14 protein-coding genes and 1 tRNA gene are annotated in these 21,487 nt (G+C 41.5%); 9 read left to right on the forward strand and 6 right to left on the reverse strand.

Annotated elements, in window-relative coordinates:
• The first annotated feature begins 169 nt into the window (after positions 1-169).
• The 3 genes from FTT70_RS01045 to FTT70_RS01055 all read left to right on the forward strand — a co-directional run bounded on the left by FTT70_RS01045 (position 170) and on the right by FTT70_RS01055 (position 5,510).
• Positions 170-3,274, forward strand: coding sequence for a multidrug efflux RND transporter permease subunit (locus tag FTT70_RS01045; protein ID WP_180168186.1), 3,105 nt, complete (start codon positions 170-172; stop codon positions 3,272-3,274).
• Between the two features lie 165 nt (positions 3,275-3,439).
• Positions 3,440-4,774, forward strand: coding sequence for a magnesium transporter (gene mgtE / locus FTT70_RS01050; RefSeq protein ID WP_075175071.1), 1,335 nt, complete (start codon positions 3,440-3,442; stop codon positions 4,772-4,774).
• Between the two features lie 145 nt (positions 4,775-4,919).
• Positions 4,920-5,510 (forward strand): DUF4112 domain-containing protein, encoded by a 591-nt coding sequence (locus FTT70_RS01055; RefSeq protein WP_131260660.1) that lies wholly within the window; start codon positions 4,920-4,922, stop codon positions 5,508-5,510.
• A gap of 111 nt (positions 5,511-5,621) precedes the next feature.
• Here the strand turns inward: FTT70_RS01055 and htpX are convergent, their stop codons facing one another.
• On the reverse strand, positions 5,622-6,527 hold the full coding sequence (htpX, locus tag FTT70_RS01060) for a protease HtpX (RefSeq protein WP_004972117.1): 906 nt from the start codon (positions 6,525-6,527) through the stop codon (positions 5,622-5,624).
• 188 nt (positions 6,528-6,715) lie between these two features.
• The gene (locus FTT70_RS01065; protein WP_004972115.1) at positions 6,716-7,603 is read right to left on the reverse strand and encodes a lytic transglycosylase domain-containing protein; all 888 of its coding nucleotides are present in this window, start codon (positions 7,601-7,603) and stop codon (positions 6,716-6,718) included.
• A gap of 557 nt (positions 7,604-8,160) precedes the next feature.
• Here FTT70_RS01065 and ttcA point away from each other — a divergent pair.
• Positions 8,161-9,081: a tRNA 2-thiocytidine(32) synthetase TtcA gene (gene ttcA / locus FTT70_RS01070; RefSeq protein WP_104853169.1), complete on the forward strand. Its 921-nt coding sequence runs from the start codon at positions 8,161-8,163 to the stop codon at positions 9,079-9,081.
• Positions 9,082-9,329: 248 nt separating this feature from the next.
• Positions 9,330-9,713: an SCP2 sterol-binding domain-containing protein gene (locus FTT70_RS01075; protein ID WP_004972111.1), complete on the forward strand. Its 384-nt coding sequence runs from the start codon at positions 9,330-9,332 to the stop codon at positions 9,711-9,713.
• A 163-nt stretch (positions 9,714-9,876) separates the two neighbouring features.
• Here FTT70_RS01075 and FTT70_RS01080 read toward each other — a convergent pair whose 3' ends face one another.
• Positions 9,877-10,992, reverse strand: coding sequence for a transglycosylase SLT domain-containing protein (locus FTT70_RS01080; RefSeq protein ID WP_004972108.1), 1,116 nt, complete (start codon positions 10,990-10,992; stop codon positions 9,877-9,879).
• Positions 10,993-11,355: 363 nt separating this feature from the next.
• Here FTT70_RS01080 and greB point away from each other — a divergent pair, with 363 nt between their 5' ends.
• Both greB and FTT70_RS01090 read left to right on the forward strand, forming a co-directional pair.
• Positions 11,356-11,853 carry a transcription elongation factor GreB gene (gene greB / locus FTT70_RS01085; RefSeq protein ID WP_004972106.1) on the forward strand — a complete coding sequence of 166 codons (498 nt, stop codon included), beginning with the start codon at positions 11,356-11,358 and terminating at the stop codon, positions 11,851-11,853.
• Between the two features lie 86 nt (positions 11,854-11,939).
• Positions 11,940-12,029: transfer RNA gene (locus tag FTT70_RS01090), tRNA-Ser, on the forward strand.
• A gap of 104 nt (positions 12,030-12,133) precedes the next feature.
• Here FTT70_RS01090 and FTT70_RS01095 read toward each other — a convergent pair.
• Positions 12,134-12,556: a hypothetical protein gene (locus FTT70_RS01095; RefSeq protein WP_180168187.1), complete on the reverse strand. Its 423-nt coding sequence runs from the start codon at positions 12,554-12,556 to the stop codon at positions 12,134-12,136.
• Positions 12,557-12,621: 65 nt separating this feature from the next.
• On the opposite strand from FTT70_RS01095, the gene FTT70_RS01100 reads away from it, so the two are divergent.
• Complete coding sequence (locus tag FTT70_RS01100) at positions 12,622-13,680, forward strand: restriction endonuclease (RefSeq protein WP_225530189.1); 1,059 nt, start codon at positions 12,622-12,624, stop codon at positions 13,678-13,680.
• Positions 13,681-14,005: 325 nt separating this feature from the next.
• On the opposite strand, the gene metH is transcribed toward FTT70_RS01100, so the two are convergent.
• Positions 14,006-17,695, reverse strand: a complete 3,690-nt coding sequence (gene metH, locus FTT70_RS01105; protein WP_131261618.1) for a methionine synthase — start codon at positions 17,693-17,695, stop codon at positions 14,006-14,008.
• Between the two features lie 497 nt (positions 17,696-18,192).
• Between metH and FTT70_RS01110 the strand changes: the two genes are divergently transcribed.
• The gene (locus FTT70_RS01110) at positions 18,193-19,809 is read left to right on the forward strand and encodes an inorganic phosphate transporter (RefSeq protein WP_136144404.1); all 1,617 of its coding nucleotides are present in this window, start codon (positions 18,193-18,195) and stop codon (positions 19,807-19,809) included.
• A gap of 125 nt (positions 19,810-19,934) precedes the next feature.
• Here FTT70_RS01110 and FTT70_RS01115 read toward each other — a convergent pair whose 3' ends face one another.
• The gene (locus FTT70_RS01115) at positions 19,935-21,482 is read right to left on the reverse strand and encodes a hypothetical protein (RefSeq protein ID WP_136144403.1); all 1,548 of its coding nucleotides are present in this window, start codon (positions 21,480-21,482) and stop codon (positions 19,935-19,937) included.
• Between the last annotated feature and the right edge of the window lie 5 nt (positions 21,483-21,487).

Consider the following 21,487-nt stretch of genomic DNA (forward strand, 5'->3'; position numbering starts at 1 on the left):
AAAAACAACATTTTTGTGACAAAACTAGATTTTTTGATGTGCAGTCATCCAAGTTCTATTTTGCTGTGTTAATTTGAAACACGGTTTCAAGTTTTTTTGATGATCTTCATCCACTTGATTCATTTCATATTTAAATATCAACATTGCCATCTATAAGTGATCCAGTTTTATGCTGTCTAAATTTTTTATTGAACGTCCTATTTTTGCAGGTGTGCTCGCTATTATGGTGATGGCACTCGGGATTTTTTCAGTATTAAATTTACCTGTAGAACGCTACCCAGACATTGCACCACCTCGTATCACCGTCAGCGCAACGTATACAGGAGCTTCGGCAGAAACTGTTGAAGAAAGTGTGACTCAAATTTTAGAACAACAAATCAAAGGTTTGGATCATCTGCTGTATTTCAGTTCTAGCAGTGATTCTTCAGGACGAAGTCGCATCAGCATTAGCTTTGAAAATGGTACCAACCCCGATACCGCACAAGTCCAGGTACAAAATGCGATTAATGGCGCAATTAACCGCTTACCTGAAGATGTGCAACGTCAGGGGGTAAATGTCTTTAAATCATTGGGTGATACCCACATGGTCATTGGGCTGTACGATGCCACAGGCAAAAGCAGCAATATTGCCTTGTCTGACTATATGATGAGTCATTTAGAGCAAGAGTTGGCACGCATTGAAGGTGTGGGTGAGGTCGATGTTTTTGGTGCACAATATGCAATGCGGATTTGGCTGAATCCGTTAAAGTTAAAACAATACGCACTCATGCCAAGTGATGTACGTGCTGCAGTATTGGCACAAAATACCCAAGTCGCAGCAGGCGCAATTGGTGAATTACCCACAGCACAAGAACAATATCTCAATGCCAAAGTCACCTCAGGTTCACGCTTAAAAACGGTAGAAGAATTTGAAAATATTATTTTAAAAGCAGATCAGGCAGGTGGCTTTGTTTATTTAAAAGATGTGGCACGTATAGAACTCGGTGCAGAAAATTATCAAAACTTTAATACCATTAATGGTTTTCCATCGGCAGGGATGGGGATTTCTTTATCGTCTGGTGCCAATGCGTTACAAACTTCAGCCTTAATTCAAAAACAAATTGAGCATTTAAAACAACAATTGCCCGAAGGTTACCAAATTGTCTATCCACGAGATAACACGCCTTTCGTGCAGGAATCAATTAATGAAGTGGTGAAAACTTTAATTGAAGCGGTGATTTTAGTTGTCATCGTGATGTTCTTGTTTTTACAAAACTGGCGCGCGACGCTCATTCCTACCGTAACCGTGCCTGTAGTGATTTTAGGCACCATGGCCGTGTTGCAACTCTTTGGGATGAGTATTAACACGCTGACATTATTCGCTTTGGTCTTAGCCATTGGTTTATTGGTGGATGATGCGATTGTCGTGGTGGAAAACGTCGAGCGTTTAATGCACGAACAGCAGCTCTCGGCTAAACAGGCATCTATCGCATCTATGCAGGAAATTAGCGGTGCTTTGGTCGGCATTACCTTGGTTTTGACCGCAGTATTTATTCCAATGGCATTTTTTGGTGGTTCGACTGGAGTAATTTATCGCCAGTTTTCTATCACCTTAGTGACTGCGATGGCGCTGTCTTTAGGTGTGGCCTTAATTTTAACGCCTGCTTTGTGTGCTTTGATTTTAAAACCCAATTCACAACCTGCTCAATGGGCCATCTGGTTTAATCAAAAACTGGAAAGCTTAAAACAACACTATCTCAAATTATCAGGCTGGACGATTCAGCATAAAGCGATTTGTCTGGTTATTTTTGCAGGCTTACTGACGGTTTTTGCTTTGTTTTACCGTGCCCTACCTACCAGTTTTATCCCGAATGAAGATCAGGGCATGTTGTCGGTGCAATTTAAATTACAGGAAGGTGCGCCGTTGTCTAAAAGTCGTGAAGTGGGCGAAAGCATACGCGAATACTTTATGCAGCATGAAGCCCACAATGTTGATTTGGTGATGATTCGTTATGGACGTAATTTTTCGGGAACAGGGCAGAATTTAGGGCAGGGTTTTATTGCGCTAAAACATTGGGATGAGCGTCAAGGGCAACAGCATACCGCACAAGCTATTCGTGAACGTGCCATGCAGCATTTTCGACAGCATCCCAATGCACAAATTACCATTGGCATGCCCGCAGCAGTTCGTGGTTTGGGGCAAACCGATGGCTTAGAGTTCTGGATGCGCGATGTGAATGGTACAGGACGCGATTTTTTAATTCAGAAATTTCAAAATTTACAGCAGCAAGCCGCTCAATATCAAAGCTTTAAAAATTTAGATCAACGTGCCAATCCTGAAAAAGCGGAGTTAAACGTCACGATTGATCAGAAACAGGCGATGGCAGCAGGTTTAAATCAAACGGCTATTAACAGTACCTTAGCGGCAGCTTGGGGCGGTAGTTATATCAACGACTTTATTGACCGTGGTCGAATTAAACGTGTGATTATGCAGGGTGATGCCGAATTTCGTGGTAAACCTGAAGATTTGAATCAATGGTCGGTACGCAGTCAGCAAAATCAAATGGTACCTTTTAGCCAGTTTGCTCAACTCAGTTGGAGCGGTGGGCCAGAAGTCGTCAATCGTTTTATGGGGTATAGCGCCGTGCAAATGGAAGCCGATACTGCCGAAGGATATAGCTCAGGGCAGGCGATGCGTGATTTAGAACAGATGGTGGCACAGCAGCAGGGCATTGACTTGGCATGGAGTGGGTTGTCTTTTGAAGAAAATCAGTCCAGCAATCAGGCTTTGTTACTGTATTTGGTTTCCATCGGGTTTATTTTCTTATGCCTTGCTGCCTTGTATGAAAGTTGGAGTATTCCAACAGCCGTGATGAGTGCCATTCCTTTAGGAATTGGTGGAAATATTATTTTCAGCTATTTGGCAGGTTTCCCGAACGACATTTATTTCCAGATTGCCTTGCTTACCACCATTGGTTTGTCATGTAAAAATGCCATTTTAATTGTGGAGTTTGCTTCGGCTGCGCAGCAACAAGGCAAACAGGTGATTCAAGCCGCTTTAGAAGGTGCAAGCTTACGGCTCAGACCTATTTTAATGACCTCATTGGCATTTGGTGCAGGTATTTTGCCGCTAGTATTTGCCTTTGGTGCAGGTGCAGCAAGCCGTCAGGAAATTGGGGTGAGTGTTTTAGGTGGAGTTATTTTTGGCACAATTTTAGTGCTTGTTTTTATTCCGTTTATGTATGTGCTGGTTCGTTCTATATTTCAAGTGAATCGTTCATCACCCATAAACTAAAGATGTTTTTTATTAGGCACTTAGCAAAATTATAGGCTATGATATGAAACGCTAAAAATCTTGCATAAATCTACAGATTTTCGGTTTTTTAAGGGTTGGTTTGGGCCGAGACACTGCGCCCATTCTTCATTTTACGTTTTTGGAATGATGGAGTGGGTGAGAGCAATGACCAATCTGCACGCTGAACAGTTAGAACAAGCCTTACAATTGCATCAGCCAAGCACAGTACACAGCCTGATCGACAGTATCAATCCTGCCGATTTAGCCGACTTAATGCAGTATTTAAGCCTGAAAGCACAGCTGAGTTTAATTGAACAAATTGACAGTGCTGCCTTGGTGATGGAATTTTTACCACTGCATTCACAACTTCAAATTGCCGAAGCGATTGCACCGCAGCAATTGGTCAAACTGATTTCAGCCATGCATTCAGATGACCGCACCGACTTATTTAAGTTACTTTCTCCGCATTTACAGCGTTTTGTCAGCTTACACATTACGGAAGAAAAACGCGCACAGATTCAGACTTTAGCGCGCTATCCTGAAGAATCTGCGGGCGCGATTATGAGTTCGGATTTCGTGGTGCTCTCGCCAGAACTGAACATGCAGCAAGCTATAGATGAATTGCGCAGAATGACCACAGACCGGGAAACTTTGTACCTGATTTATATTGTCGATGAACTAATGAAACTATTGGGGGTTATTTCTTTAAGGGAAATTATTCAAAACCCGCCTGAACAAAAAATTAAAAATGTGATGTGCACCGATTTGGTCACAGGTTTGGTGACTGAAGATCAGGAAAGTATCGCGCAAAAACTCAGCCATTATGATTTTTTGGCCTTACCGATTGTAGATGATGCACAGCATTTACTGGGGATTGTCACCTATGATGATGCGATGGACGTGGTACAGGCAGAAACTACAGAAGACTTTTTAAAATCAAGTGCGGTAGCGTCTTCACCTGGCATGAGTATAAAAACTGCGCCAATTTTATTTTTATATCGCAAACGTGTGTTTTGGTTGGTGATTTTGGTATTTGGCAGTTTATTGTCTGGAATTGGCATTGCGCATTATGAAGACATTATTGCAGCACATATTGTACTGGTTTTTTTCTTGCCGCTTTTGGTCGGTAGTGGTGGTAATGCGGGTTCTCAGTCTGCGACCTTAATGGTACGGGCACTGGCTACAGGTGATGTGCAATTTAAAGATTGGCTGCATTTACTCGGACGTGAAAGTTTGGTGGCGCTATGTTTGGGTGGAACTATGGCTTTTGCGGTTTCAATTTTAGGCTATTACCGTGGCGATATGATGGTGTCTGTGGTATTGGCACTGAGTATGCTGGGCATTGTGCTGATGGGCTGTTTAATTGGCATGAGTTTGCCTTTTATTTTGCATCGCCTGAAACTAGACCCTGCCAGTGCCTCTGCGCCTTTGGTAACCTCGATTTGTGATGCAACGGGCGTGGTGGTGTACTTATTTATTGCTTCACAGTTGTTACTTTAAACACTGTCGGTGATGATGACTTATTCAAGACCTCATCTTAAACTTTTTGCATTGATCAAAATTCTGTTTATAAAATCATAACAGACCTGAGTAAAAAACTGCTTTATTCTCAAGTAGATTGCATTTACCCAACGATACGTTTTCTATGCCAGAACCTGCATCTTCAAAAAAACTTAGCCAGCAAGAGGTGATTCGCTTAGAGCGCGATTTAGCCAAGTTTGCCAATATGATGGATTCTGTGGTGCGTATTCCATTTACCAAGCAGGGCGTGGGAGCAGATGCCGCATTAGGCACTGTACCTGTCGCGGGGGATGTCGCAGGTTTTGCACTGACCTGTTATGCGATTTATAAAGCCAAACAAATTGGTGTACCACAAACCAAACTCACTCCCGTGATTAAACTTGCTGTGATGGATGCAGTAGTTGGTTTTGTGCCAATTGTCGGCACAGTATTTGATGTATTTATTCGTCCAAGCCGTAAAGCTTTAGATGTAGTGCATACGCATATCCGTGAAGAATATCAGATTCACAGTGAGCATCATGTGGTACATCCTTTTTTACATGAGCGATTGGAACGTAAACAGCAGCAGTCAGCATTTTGGCGTAATCCTGTAGTGGCATGGCTGTGGCTACATTTGCCTGATTTGCTTGGTGTGATTTTTCTTATTTTCTTTATTTGGGCAGCATGGCTCGGTGTAAGTTGGTTGTGGCACTGGTCACAAAGTTTTGCTGTTTAAATGAACCTGTTTAAAGTACAAAACCATCTGGCAGATCTAATTTACAGACATGAAAAAAGCTTCCCTGAGGAAGCTTTTTGGTGTCGCTGTTACAATATCTTGCTAGCAGTATTAAGGTAAATTTAATTGCTGTAAAGCTGCAACACGTTGTTCAATGCTTGGGTGAGTTTGGAATAACGCTGCCAAGCTAAAACCTTCTTCTTTACCTGCAGAAATCGCAAAAGCTTTCATTTCTTTTGGCATTGCATCAGGCATTTCAGATTCTGCCTGTAAACGTAATAATGCAGAAATCATGGCTTGCTTACCTGCCAAACGTGCACCTGCTTCATCGGCACGGTATTCACGTTGACGCGAGAACCACATCACGATTGAAGAGGCCAAAATACCAAATACGATATCCAGTACAATGGTAATTGCAAAATAAGCCAAGCCTGGTGCTTCGCCATCTTCACGACCAAATACGTTACGGTCAATGAAGTCACCTGCAACACGGGCAAAGAACATGACGAATGCGTTGACCACACCTTGAATCAGTGCCAAGGTCACCATGTCACCATTGGCAACGTGACCAATTTCGTGTGCCAAAACTGCACGTAATTCATCTTTGTTCATACGCTCAAGCAGCCCTGTAGATACAGCGACTAAAGCATCGTTTTTATTCCAACCTGTTGCAAAAGCATTCGATTGGTAAGAAGGGAAAATACCCACTTCTGGCATTTTGATACCAGCACGTTGCGACAATTGCGCAACTTCATTTAATAACCACGCTTCAGCTTGGTTACGAGGGGCATTCGGGTCAATTAATTCAGTCCCAGTTGTTTTTTTCGCCATCCATTTAGACATGAATAGTGAAATTAAAGAGCCAACCATACCAAAGACAAAACAGATGACCAACAGGTTGCCTAGGTTTAAGCCACCCGCGCCATGGTAACTACCGACACCGAAGAGTGACAAAATTATGCCAGCTACAACCAGTACCGCGAGGTTGGTTAGCAAGAACAAACCAATCCGCATCATTGAGTAAATCCTCTTATATTAAAAATGTAATCTGATTTATTAATAAACCATGCAGTAAATATGCGGTGTATGTATTAAAAATTCAAGAAAAATAATAAAACTGTACTAAAAATATTTTGAGCTGATACTGCAATCGGCACTTCATTTGAGCTTGCGGCAACGCAAGCTCAAATGAAGTGCTGTAGCTTTTATTCTGAAATAAAAATACGTGCCGAAGCCGTGGCATTCCCTGTCGCGTAAGAACCTGCAGGTGCATCGGTAAAGCGACCATCGGCAGCCATAATAATTTGACGTTGTGGACGTTTGTTTGCCGCCACTTGATGATTACTGGCAGTGTAATTGTCTGACTGCGCAATCACTTGTGCATTTTGACTCTGAGTATTGCTATTGTTATTTGCCGTAATCGCGTTACTGCCAGAACTTGCACTAACGCCGCTAGCATATAGGTTGCTATAGCGACTGGTCACACGACGTACATAATCCTGTGTTTCACGAAAAGGCGGTACGCCGCCGTATTTTGCAACATTGCCTTCGCCTGCGTTATAGCCCGCCAAAGCTAAAGTGGTGTTGCCATTAAAGCGTTTGAGTAACCAAGCCAAGTATTTTGCACCCGCCATAATGTTTTCATGCGGGTCATAAGCGTTGCTGACATTAAAACGTCGTGCTGTCGCAGGCATGAGCTGCATTAGACCTTGTGCACCGACAGGCGAGCGGGCGTTGACATTAAAACCTGATTCGGTATGCATCACTGCTTTAATTAGACCTTCTGAAACACCGTGTTGTTGTGCTGCTTGCTGAATAATGTGGTCAAAGGCGTTTTTATTGCGGCTATAACTTGGCAATACCGATGCTTCGGAATTGCCCCAGTTGCGATAACTGTGAATATTGCTGTCTGGATAATAGGTGACTTTTACTTTTGTCAGCGAACGATCTGCACTTTTGCGGTTAGTCAGCAAGGTACTGCCATTGCTGTCCTTATACATATAAATTTGACCTGCGTGCGTTGTCGTTGCCAAAGGCATGATGCTGGCAGTCCCCAAAATATACAGTAAAAAGGCATTAATTTTATTGTTCATGCTGTGAATACACTAAAAGCTGTCCCCAAACAGTTAATAGGAGTTTAACAAAAATCTCACAGATGAAAAGGCTTTGTACAAATTCATTTACAGTAGTGTCGAAAAAAATCAAGCTTAATTGCTGACAGAGTAATCAAAAAAAATATTTATTTTTTTTTAATTGGATCAGCTTGACACACTTAAGTGTATGATTTTAAATTAAAATAAAATCGATTAAAAAGTGATCAATTTAAAGAGAAGCCTTAGAATAACGGCAAGAGGCGTTGTCAAGTTGTTTTAAATCCACAAAGTTATCCACAGCTTTTGTGGAAAACTGTGGAAAAGTCCAAAAGATAAGCATCTTGGCGAAAAAGTGAACCTGAGGGTTCAAACTTGCCACAGAAAAAAACGATCTGCGCAGATAGAAATAAAGTGTGTAAACAGAAATGAACGCGCAGTCAGAAATTAAGTTCTTTGACGAAAAGGAAGATTGCGATGAAATTACATTCTTTTGATGCGGGATTGGTCTGAATCGGCTAAAATTGCGCGGTAATTTTTTTCATGGGTTAATCGCGTCTATGTTCTCACCAGTTGAGTCCGATCAAGGCTTTAATTTCAAACCAGAACTTCCAACCAGCTCTGCGTATTATCGTTTGTTGAAAAAGCTGCGTCGTCAAGTCGGGCATGCGATTCGTGACTTCAACATGATTGAAGATGGCGATAAAGTCATGGTGTGTATTTCTGGTGGTAAAGACAGTTATACCTTGTTGGACATTATGTTGCAGTTCAAGCGCATCGCACCCATCAATTTTGATGTGGTGGCTGTGAACTTAGACCAAAAGCAACCAGGCTTCCCTGAAGATGTATTGCCGCGTTATTTAGAAGAAAATAACATCCCATATTACATTTTAGAAAAAGACACCTATAGCATCACCAAGCGTTTAACGCCTGAAGGTAAAACTTACTGTGCAGTGTGTTCGCGTTTGCGTCGTGGTTCTTTGTATGGCTTTGCGCAGGAAATAGGGGCAACCAAAGTGGCGCTTGGGCATCACCGTGATGATATTTTGGCGACTTTTTTCTTAAACTTGTTCCATGGCGGTAGCTTAAAAGCCATGCCACCGAAGTTGTTGTCATCAGACAAGAAAAATATGCTGATTCGTCCACTGGCTTATGTGGAAGAAAAAGACATCATTAAATATGCAGAAATGCGTAAATTCCCAATTATTCCGTGTAACTTGTGTGGTTCACAGGAAAACTTACAGCGTGCCATTATTAACGACATGTTACGTGAGTGGGATAAAGCACATCCTAAGCGTTTGCACAGTATTTTTGGCGCATTACAGAATGTATCGCCATCGCAGTTGGCAGACCGTGAATTATTCGACTTTGAAGCGTTAGACAGCCAGCGCGTATTTGATTTTGCCGATCAGGCCGAACAAAACGCAGCAGAGCAAAACAAACGCATCAATATGGTCAATTTAGGCTACGCTGCAGACTAAGCGATAACAGCCTGTCAATCCCTTTAAAATGTAATCAACACCAAGCCAGAGCTTGGTGTTTTTTTATGAATTTGATTTATTTGAGAAAGTCGTCATTTCGACTAAAAATACAAAAACTGAACGTCCCGTACAAAATTTCTTAGCCTTTCACGAAAGGTTCATGCTATAACAATCAGCAAGCAAAACAGCTTAATAATGATGGTGTCTGGATAGACAACACACATGCACAAATATATTGAGGAAAAATCATGCCTGCTTTTTTAACTGATGATTGGTTTGCAACTGTAGAAAATTTAACGGCTCAAGCTGGTGATTTAAACCTACCTCCAGCACTTGCAAATCTGGCAATTAACTTAGTGGTGACTGATGCTGCAGGCAACACAGAATTGTCTTTAGATGGCGGTAAAATCCAAAAAGGTTTGGCGGACAACGCAAAAACAACATTAAATATGGATGCGGAAACTTTACGTAAAGTATTCCTAGAGTTTGACATGGCGGCTGCTATGCAAGCCTTTATGACAGGTAAAATCAAAGTACAGGGCGATATGTCACAATTAATGGCATTACAAACTGCAAAACCAAGCCAAGAACAAAAAGACTTATTTAAGAAGATTCTTGAGCAATCTGCTTAATTCAAGCGATTTACGCTGTAGCAGGCGAATTTCCCGCTATAGTACAAAAAAGCCTAGCTGAAGTATCAACTAGGCTTTTTTATGCACTGCAGCTTTAACAGCGCATTATTCATGTTTGAATTGCAGCTGATATACACTGCAACTCAATCACGCGAGGTAAATTTTAGATATTCACCAATTGCGGTGTGGTCTTAATATGCTCAAGGTAGGCGCGAATACGAGTCACATATTGCACTGCTTGACGATAACGACCATTGCTCGCTTTGTTACGGTCTAAATACGCATATAGGTTAACCCAATTGTTCGGGTTTTTGCCTTGTGAGCGAATACGCTTCTGAATTTGACTGACTGCACCAGGACCCATGTTATAAGCGACTAGGGCATACCAGTTACGATCAGGAAATGGAATATGCTCATAACGGCTCAGCATTTGGTCATAATACTTAGCACCACCCTGAATACTTTGTGCAGGATCGGTACGGTTGCTTACGCCCATCGCTTTGGCTGTATTATTGGTCAGCATCATAATACCGCGCACACCTGTTGGCGAAACCGAGTTGGGTTTGAGGTAAGATTCCTGATAACCAATTGCCGCCAAAAGATGCCAGTCTAAATCGTACTGCGTGGCAGTCTTTTTAAAGTTGGCCTTATATAAAGGTAAACGATTACGCAAATCCCGCTGGATCACATCCCACGATTCTTGTTTGACCACATTACGATTATAAAATGAAGCCAATTGGGTAATTGAGCCGTTTTGCTTGCCACGACAAACAAAGTTGCTTGCGGTTTGGCTAAGAGGATCATCTGCGTGTTTAAACACCCAGTTCAGCTCACTATTTAAACCATTACGCTTTAAAGTATTTAAATCGCCACAACTGGCAGAAAATGCCGTGAGTTGCTGCTTTTCGATGCTTTGGATACTCGACGTGGTCATGGCAAAGTTCGCTTTACCAGAAGACACCCATTTTAAAGCGGTCGCATTGTCGCTTACCGTTTTAAATTCGAGTTTCACATTCATGCTGTCGGCATAGTTACGCACAAGGTCATAACCAAAGCCATGTAAATGTTGTCCATCTTTAAACACTGTGGTTGGATTTTCCACAGACACAACGGTCAATTTGTTCTGATTGACGACGCTGTCAAATTGATGAACGGCTTTGCCTGCGTTAATACTGTGGAATGGGAGAAGAACAGTACTGAAAGCGAGGACTTTGAATGGGAGGCGATTAAAAAATGAGTGAAGGCTAAGCCTAGACCCAGACGTTGAACTACTGTGCATGTTGGCTCCGCTACAAGTAATTTATGCCCTAAAAAGCAAAGGCAACACACCTTAAACTTTTTCAAGTTTGATAAATTCAATAAGGGTTGGGCAGTCATGACGTCATTCAAAATGACTTGGGATTAAAGGGAAAATGTGTAAAATTTATACACAGGTTAAAAAGTGATCAAAACTAAAAGATGTGCGAATAATAAAGATGAAAATTTTGGATGTCAAATTTTGTACATAAATTTTTTGAAAAATGTAACATAAGATATTCATTTCATTGAGAAATAAATTTTATAAATTTTTATTGTGTATAAAAATGCAATAAAATATAGGATTGATGTTAACCAAATGTAAAAAACCGGCTGCAAAAACACCATGAAATCTAACTTAATTACACGTTCTGGACACGATAAACTCGTGGCAGAGTTACAGCATTTGTGGCATGAAGAACGCCCTGAAATCACCAAAAAAGTAAACTGGGCGGCAAGTCTCGGCGATCGCTCTGAAAACGCAGATTACCAATATAACAAACAGCTTTTGCGTAAAATTGACCGTCGGGTACGTTATTTGGGCAAGCGTTTAGAAGAGCTGCGTATTGTCGATTTTGCACCAGAACAAGAGGGTAAAGTATATTTTGGCGCATGGGTCGAAATTGAAAATGAACAAGGCGAGCAAAAGACCTTGAGAATTGTGGGCGTGGATGAAATTTATGATCATCATCCACAACATATTTCGATTGATTCACCTATGGCTAGAGCTTTGTTGTCTAAACAGGTAGATGATGAGGTGGAAGTGCAGACGCCGTTAGGCAAAAAGAGCTGGTTTATTAATTCGATACGCTATGAAAAGCCTGAAATTGCAGAAAATGACTGATTTTTGATTTTATTTTGAACATTTGGATCATAATTTTTAGAAAATATTTGCCAAGCTGAATTTTTCTTTATATGATAGCCGCCATTGGAAGCGTGGCAGAGCGGTTTAATGCACCGGTCTTGAAAACCGACGAGGGTGTGAGTCCTCCGTGAGTTCGAATCTCACCGCTTCCGCCAAATATCAATGACTTAGCCCTGACATACTCAGGGCTTTGTTGTATTTGGGGTTTATGCAAGGTAAGCCTGTAGTAAGCATAATAAAAACTTGGTTTGAGTTTAAATTATTGTTCAAGACTAAATACAATCTCAAATTGGATACCATCCCAAATAGTTAATTCACCGATCCAATTGGTTTTTGCATTAAATCTTTTAGGGTATTGGCTGCCATCTTTGCCATCTAAAATATTTTGAAAATCCGAGCTTTTATCGAGCATAGCTATAATAGGTCTAATTTTTAATTTTTCTTCTAATGCTAGATCAAGGTTTTTCTTAAATTCATTACGTCCATTACCAGGCCATCTATCAATACGGTCACGATAAACCTGTTTTCTTTCAGTTGGATGTTTAGATAATAAAGGTTTATGACCCCATAAACTAACAATTAGCTCATTATTAGAGCTAATTGAAGATACTGACCAGTTCGGATTTTTAAGATCAGCATCAAATTTTTTAAACTCAGAAACGATACCCACAATAATACTCATATTCAAATTAATCCTTATTTAAGATATGCTGAACGGCGTAAATTACAAGTATTTAAGGTTAATAAATGTCTGATACTCCGACTGTTTGGGGTGTACACATGGGCGTACATGTTGGAACTGAGCCAGTTGAAAAAAATTACATTGGAATTGGCTGGTCAGAGTTAGGTGATTTAAGTCAGATTGATGCTGATAGGGAAGCCTTTAAATTTGCTTTGCAAGCAAAGCAACCTGATTCTTCAATGCCTTCTATCCGAACTCAGGTAGCCACAATTTACAGATTTATGCATGTGGTAAAAACAGGAGATTATGTGGTATACCCATGCAAATCGGATAGATTGGTCTATATTGGTATTATTAGTGGAGATTATGAGAGAGCTAATTCTGAAGACGAAGATGCTTATTTAAATCGTCGTCCTGTAACATGGCTAACACCTAATGGAGTCCCACGTAACAATTTTTCTCAAGTAGCGTTATATGAAATTGGTGCTTACATTACGTTGTTTGAAATTAAGAAAACAGCAGGTGATTTTTTAAATGCTGTAGGTATTGAATACCAAGCTACAATAAATAAAGACCCAATAGTTGAGTTACAAGAGCAAGAATTAGAACAAGAAGAAATACCCGATGATGAAACAGTAACTAAAGTAATTAATGAAACAGCAAAATATTCAACTGAAGATTTTATTATTCGCAGATTACATCAACATTTAAACGGTTATCAGTTTGAAGAATTTGTCGCTCATTTGCTTGAATGCATGGGGTATGTTGCTAGGGTTACTCAGAGGTCGGGTGATGGCGGTGTTGATGTTATTGCTCACAAGGATACACTTGGCTTCGAACCCCCTATTATTAAGGTTCAATGTAAAAAAACTTTAACATCTAATGGCTTACCTGAAATAAATCAACTTTTAGGTACTCTTGAAGATGGCGAATATGCTTTATTTGTTAATCTTGGAAGTTATAGTAATCAAGCAAAGAGTAAAGCTACGAATAAATCACGGTTAAGACTTATTGATGGTAAAGAGATTGTAGAGTTAATTTATCGTTATTATGAAGATTTTAAACCACAATATAGAGCTTTAATCCCTTTAAAGCAGGTTTTTATTCCTGATATTGGTGACTAATTCCTAGTATCGTCAGGATTTGTTGCCTAAACATTCAGAAGCCGAATTTTCCGAAATCCATTCAAATTTAAGTAACAACTCGGATATGTGGTCTGTCTAAGTCCGTAAATTTATTTAATGTAGTCATACGTACATGAATCTTAAAAGAAAATTCTACTTTTAGATTATTTTATTTTAGGGGGATTACGATCTTCCAATAATTTGATGCAATTTAGCTAAAACTTCCTTTTAACAAAAAACCAGTGAATTTTACAATTCACTGGTTTTTGAAATGACATTATGTAGAGCGCATGGGCAGATGAACCACCCATGCAGCGCAATGCACTTAATTAATCGAATCATCCAAGTTTGGAGCTAACCAACGCTTCGCTTCATCTAAACTCCAGCCTTTACGCTGTGCATAATCTTCAAGCTGATCTAACGAGATTTTACCCGCGTTAAAGTACTCAGAAGCAGGGTTGGCATAGTAGAAGCCGCTCACAGATGAAGGCGGCCACATTGCAAAGCTGCTCGTAAGCTGTGTGCCAATCTTTTCAGTCGAACCTAACCAGTTAAACAGTGTGGCTTTTTCAGAGTGCTCAGGGCACGCAGGATAGCCCGGTGCAGGACGAATCCCTACATATTTCTCTTTAATCAGCTCTTCATTGCTTAGCTGCTCATTCGGCTGATAGCCCCAGAATTCTTTACGAATACGCTCATGCAAATGCTCTGCAAATGCTTCTGCAAAACGGTCACCCAAAGACTGCACCAAAATGGCAGAATAGTCATCGCCTTTGGCTTTAAACTCATTGGCCATTTCTTCCGCACCAAAAATCGACACGGTAAAGCCGCCCAAGTAATCTTGCCCTTGCTCTGTAGTTGCGACAAAGTCTGCCAAAGACAAGTTTGGTTTACCTGTGACTTTGTCTGACTGTTGACGAATATGATGGAAGGTATGCGTTACTTGATTACGTGCTGCATCATATACTTGTACTGAATCTGCCGCAGAACGGTTGGCAGGGTAAATCCCAAAGACTGCACGTGCATCAAAGCGATTATTTGCAATAATATCTTTGAGCATGGCTTGCGCTTGGTTATATAAGTCGGTTGCAGCTTCGCCCACCACTTCATCTTCCAGAATTTTCGGGAATTTGCCCGCCAAACTCCAAGAAATAAAGAATGGTGTCCAGTCAAAGTATGGCAACAAGGTTTCAAGCGGGTAATTGGTCAGCACTTGTGTACCAATTAATTTTGGTACTGCAGGCGTGTAGTTGTCCCAATCAATTTTTAAACCATTGTCGATGGCTTCTGCATACGACAATTTCGCAGCTTTTGGTTGCTTATTGGCAATACGTTCACGAATTTTAGCGTATTCCGCACGATGCTCTGCAACAAAAGCAGGTTTCATTTCAGGGGAGAGTAAGGTTGTCGCAACACCAACGGCACGCGAAGCATCGGCAACATAAATCACTGCATCATTTGAGAACTGTGGATCAATTTTAACTGCAGTATGTGCTTTAGATGTAGTTGCGCCACCAATCAACAATGGAATGTTAAAGCCTTTACGCTGCATTTCTTTGGCAACAAAAACCATTTCATCTAAAGATGGGGTAATCAGACCAGACAAGCCAATGATATCGACTTTTTCGTCAATGGCAGTTTGCAGGATTTTTTCTGCAGGTACCATCACACCGAGATCGACAATATCGTATCCATTACAGCCCAAGACTACGCCCACAATATTTTTACCAATGTCGTGAACGTCGCCTTTTACCGTTGCCATCAAAACTTTACCTTTAGACTGACCTTCGGTTTTTTCAGCTTCGATGTACGGGTTGAGCCATGCAACGGCTTGTTTCATTACACGTGCAGACTTCACCACTTGTGGCAGGAACATTTTACCTGCACCAAACAAGTCACCAACTACGTTCATGCCATCCATCAACGGGCCTTCAATTACATCTAATGGACGTTTGGCTTTCAGGCGCGCTTCTTCGGTGTCTTCATTAATAAAGGTGGTGATGCCTTTAACTAAAGCGTACTCAAGACGTTTTTCGACAGATTCACTACGCCATTCTAAGTTTTCTTCGGCTTTTTGTGCGCCTGATTGACCACGATATTTTTCTGCCACTTCTAGCAGTTTTTCTGTGGCATCCTGACCGCTTTCACCTTGGTTCTGGTTCAGAATAACGGCTTCAACTGCTTCTTTCAGTTCTTTCGGGATGTCATCGTAAATTGCCAACTGACCTGCGTTGACAATCCCCATGGTCATGCCTTGCTGAATAGCGTGATATAGGAATACCGCGTGAATGGCTTCACGTACAGGTTCGTTACCACGGAATGAGAAAGATACGTTCGATACACCGCCTGAAATCATGGCATGCGGCAGGTTTTGTTTAATCCAGCCTGTGGCTTCAATAAAATCGACTGCGTAGTTGTTGTGTTCTTCAATACCTGTCGCAACTGCAAACACGTTCGGGTCAAAAATAATGTCTTCGGCAGGGAAGCCAACATCATTGACCAAAACGTCATAAGAGCGTTTACAAATTTCGCGCTTACGTGCCACAGTATCGGCTTGTCCGACTTCGTCAAAGGCCATAACAATGACAGCTGCGCCGTATTGGCGGCAGAGGCGGGCTTTTTCGACAAACTCGTCATAACCTTCTTTTAAGGAAATAGAGTTGACAATGGCTTTACCTTGTACGCATTTCAAGCCTGCTTCAATGATTTCCCATTTAGAGGAGTCAATCATGATAGGTACGCGAGAAATATCAGGCTCAGATGCCACCAAGTTCAGGAAGTGCACCATCGCACCTTCTGAATCGAGCATGCCTTCATCCATGTTGATGTCGATGATTTGCGCACCGCTTTCTACCTGTTGACGAGCAACATCTAAGGCTTCGGCAAAGTTTTCTTCACGAATTAAACGCAGGAATTTTTTAGAACCTGTGACGTTGGTACGTTCGCCCACGTTTACAAATAAAGAGTCATCATAAATGTTAAATGGTTCTAAACCACTTAAACGGCATGCAGGTTTAATCTCTGGAATTTTACGCGGTGGAATGTCTTTTACCGCATTGTAAATCGCGCGGATATGATCAGGCGTTGTACCACAGCAACCGCCTGTAATATTGATCAAGCCGCTTTCAGCAAATTCTTTGAGGAAAGCTGCGGTTTCTTCAGGCGTTTCATCATAACCACCAAATGCGTTGGGTAAGCCCGCGTTCGGGTGTGCAGAAACAAACACATCGGCAACGTCTGAAACGGTTTTAACGTGTGGACGCATGGCATCTGCGCCCAAAGCACAGTTAAAACCAATTGAAAGTAAATCGCCATGACGTACCGAGTTCCAGAAAGCTTCAGCAGTTTGACCCGTTAAGGTACGTCCTGAAGCATCGGTAATGGTACCTGAAATCATCAACGGCAATTCACGCCCGAGCTGTTTAAACACTTCTTTGACCGCAAAAATCGCAGCTTTACAGTTTAAGGTGTCAAATACAGTTTCAATGAGCAGGATATCTGCACCACCTTCAATTAAGGCATGCGCAGCTTCAATATAGTTTTCTTTGAGTGCATCAAAGCTAATGTTACGAAATGCAGGGTCGTTTACATTTGGTGAAATTGAACAGGTACGCGATGTTGGCCCAAGTACACCTGCCACAAAACGTGGTTTGTCTGGTGTTGAATATTTTTCACAGGCAGCTTTGGCTAAACGCGCTGCTTCGCGGTTAATTTCTGGAACCAAATCTTCCATGTGATAGTCAGACATAGAAACACGTGTGCCGTTAAAGCTGTTGGTTTCAATAATGTCTGCACCCGCATCTAAGTAGGCTTCGTGAATACCCTGAATAATGTGCGGTTGGGTCAGTACCAATAAATCATTGTTGCCTTTGAGGTCATGTGCCCAATCTGCAAAACGCTCACCACGATAATCGGCTTCTTCCAATTGATGGCGTTGAATCATAGTACCCATAGCACCATCGATAATTAAAATTCTTTGGGCAAGAAGCGCTTTCAGGGTGGTAAGCGTGGACATAAAAAACCCTTTATGACTGAATCCGAAATGAGCGCTATTTTAGCAGAGTTCGCACGGCTTTCGTGCACTTGAAGCGACTAGAGAGAGTGGAAGTCGTAAAAATAGTGCATAAAGCAGTATTTTTAGGATTTTGCTGTAGCTTTTGAACCTAAATAAAAGTTGTGATGAGGAACATTCTAATTTTGATTTTACTTTGATGCGTCATCGCTTTGTCATATTGCTCAGGCAAAATTGGCTCACGGTAAATTTTGTCTGAAATTTTAGACAAATATGACAAAGGTGTAACAATCTAAATTTGAGAGAATGGCATAAGAAAAGTAGGTTTATTTATTCTAAGTGTTTAAATTTAAAAGTTAATTTTAATTTTATGCACAAAAAATACAGCTTAAAGTGTGAAAATAAAGTATGAAAGTTGCTTTATATAACAGCTCTTTGTCATATAATTGTCACAATTTAATTGAACAATAAGGGGATTTTAAATCCTCTTTTCTGCTTGCATGAATTCTAATCCAACTCCTGTAGATTCAGCACACAAGTCGACCACTAAATCGACCAATGTTCATGTGCCTACACCGAAATTTTTTATGCCGGTGTTTTTAACGATCATCGTTTCTACCCTTATTTATATTGGTTTCCAATTGTCTGCGGACTTATCCCACGTGCCTGCGCTGAGTATGTACTCGGTGATTTTATTGGCGACCGCTTTATTCATTGCCTTAGGCTTTGAATTTGTGAATGGTTTCCACGACACAGCCAACGCAGTGGCAACGGTCATTTATACTAATGCCTTGTCTGCACCTGTGGCAGTAATGTGGGCGGGTTTCTGTAACTTCCTTGGGGTGATGGTCGCCAGTGGTGCAGTTGCCTACGGTATTATTGCCTTACTTCCAGTCGAACTAATTATGAATGTCGGTTCAGGCGCAGGCTTTGCCATGGTTTTTGCCATGTTGATTGCCGCGATTGTCTGGAACTTGGGAACGTGGTACTTCGGTATTCCTGCTTCAAGTTCGCACACTTTAATCGGTTCGATTTTAGGTGTGGGGATTATGAACTACTTGATTAACTCAGGTGCGGGTGCAAGTGGTGTAGATATGGAACAAGTCATGAAAGTGGGCAAGGCTTTATTGTTCTCGCCACTGATTGGTTTTGCTTTTGCTGCGATTTTGTTCTTCTTGGTGAAAAAAATCTTCAAGAAACAAATGGAGTTGTTCCAGCCGCCTGAAGGCAATAAGCCACCACCACCACTGATTCGTGCCATTCTAATTTTTACTTGTACTGGGGTAAGTTTTGCGCATGGTTCAAACGATGGTCAAAAAGGCATGGGTTTAATCATGTTGATTTTGATCGGGATTGTGCCGTTGGCGTACTCATTAAATAAAGAGTTAGGCCAAAACCACATTCAATCGTTCCAGCAGCTTTCAACGCAAACGGCTGATGTGATTTATCCACAACATGCCGATATGCCAGATGAAAAAGCGCGTCAGATTATTACTAGTTATATTCAGACCAAAGAAATTACTCCTGAAGTCGTGCCTGCTTTGGCAAGCTTAACGGATCATTTGGGTGAGCGTGTGGGTCAATATGGCAACTTGAAAGATGTGCCTGAAGCTGAAGTAGCAGAAATGCGTAATGATATGTATTTAAGCACGACTTCATTCAAGCGTTTAGACAAAGCCAATGCCTTGCCTGAAATGTCGGAAGAACAGAAAAAAGTGGTTAAAAGCTACCGCAGCCATTTAGATTCATTCTTACAATACATTCCAACTTGGGTCAAAGTTGCCGTTGCCTTAGCACTAGGCTTGGGTACGATGGTCGGCTGGAAACGTATTGTGGTGACTGTTGGTGAACGTATCGGTAAGCAGCACATGACTTATGGTCAAGGTATGTCTGCCGAGCTTGTGGCAATGTCAACTATTGCTGCTGCAGATGGTTTGGGGATGCCAGTTTCAACTACACACGTACTGAACAGTGCGGTGGCAGGTACCATGGTGGCAAATAAATCGGGTCTGAATTTCCAAATGGTGCGTACAATTCTTTCGGCTTGGATTTTCACTTTACCTGCGACAATTTGCTTATCGGGTAGCTTGTTCTGGTTGTTCTTAAAAGTGTTTTAATCCATTCAAAACTTTTTGAGTGGTTGAAAAAGCGCTGTGATGATACAGCGCTTTTTTATACCTGCAGATTAGTCTAAAGAAATATTTGCAGGCAAGTTTTTGAATAGATAGATTAGCGGTTTACATTACTTTTTAAATTTTTGGATGACTTTGTCCAGAGGTAATTTATCTGCAGCAAAGCCATAGAGCGCAGCGAAAGGTAGGGCAGTTCGTGCCAAATACGCCACGCGCCACAATCCACCATGGTTCGCACCTTCCATCATCAATTCGAGCGGATGCTCAAGTTTCACTTCAGGATTGGCTGCCGAGTTTGGATTGCGTAAGTCATGAATCCACAATGCCGCCATAATCGCATTGGTGGTTTCAGGGCTAAATGCTTCAACATCAAACAAACTTGCGCCACTAAATGCTGCTTTGAGTAATGGATTTTTGGTCACAGAGTGTGTGGTGGTCGAAGGTGCAATATTGATGCTGACATGCTGTCCTTGATGACGCGCTAAAATTGCACGCCATTGCTGGATGCGTTTTGCTAAAGCATAGTTTGGCCCTTGTTCAACCACCAAACAGTCGGCAATACCATAATGTTGACCATTGTCTGAAGCAATTAAATTATGCAGATTCTTTTGGAAGAAATGACTGCGTGAAATGGTTTCAATACTTTTGGTAAGTAGCTTTTGCCCTTGCGAACGCTGCTGAAACTTCTCTGCCGATGCGCTAATCACTTCTTCAGGAACGGCATAAACATCGGTTGGGGTACACATAAACATAAGGCTGCTATCAGCTTTGTGTTCGCTGACATATTGCATAATCGCATCCATTGCCATCGCAACACGCACGTGTTTTTCACCATCTAAATAGGCAATGGCTGCTAAATCTAGCGTTTGAGGTTTTTGAGCTAACCATTGTGCAATTTCTGGGGTTTGCGTTAGCAGATTTACACCCAATTGTTCTGTTAAAACGTCAAGTGGGGTATCTGCCGCGAGTTGTGTTGTACTGGGTGCGTATAAGGTGGCATTGCCTTGTTGCACAGTGCTTAAAATTTTATTCCACACACGGCTATTTGGTAAATCGACTGCAATAATATTGGCTTTCCATTTGGCTAACCATGTGAGTGGCCCTGCTTCTGAAGCTGCGCCAAATAGCACCATGTTACGGTCAGACAAATCAAACCATTCAGGATGCGCCACCGCTGCATTTAACGCTTCGGCATGACTTGGTTCAATAATGCCTGCTGCTAGCCAAATTGCAACTTGATCTAGCAGAGCTTGACCTTGTAACTTTTGCCCACGATACGGCACATACCATTCAGGTGCTGCTTGGCTGCTGCCTTGTAATTTAAAGGTATGTAAAGTTTCAGTAGGCAAGTGCATGACATCTTTCAGCACATATTTTTGCTCATGACGATAAAACTCAAAACATTGATGGGCTTTTCTTAATCCATCTTCTGCAATTTGAATTGCGTTAGCTTGTTCACGAATACCATTGGTCACGAGGGCTTTAAAGTATTTTGGATAGTGCTTACGCCAGTTTTTTTCTGCCAAAGCATCAACTGAGCTTTGATGATCGACTGTGGCTAAGGCTTCGGCAATAATTTGTTTGCCTGTGCTTGAGGTGCTGGGTTTATGGTTTTCTGGATGAATTGGAAACTGTAAGCCATCGTAAGAAGTGGACATGCAAA

The organism is Acinetobacter sp. YH01003, from assembly GCF_013420525.1.
Classification (GTDB): Bacteria; Pseudomonadota; Gammaproteobacteria; order Pseudomonadales; family Moraxellaceae; genus Acinetobacter; species Acinetobacter towneri.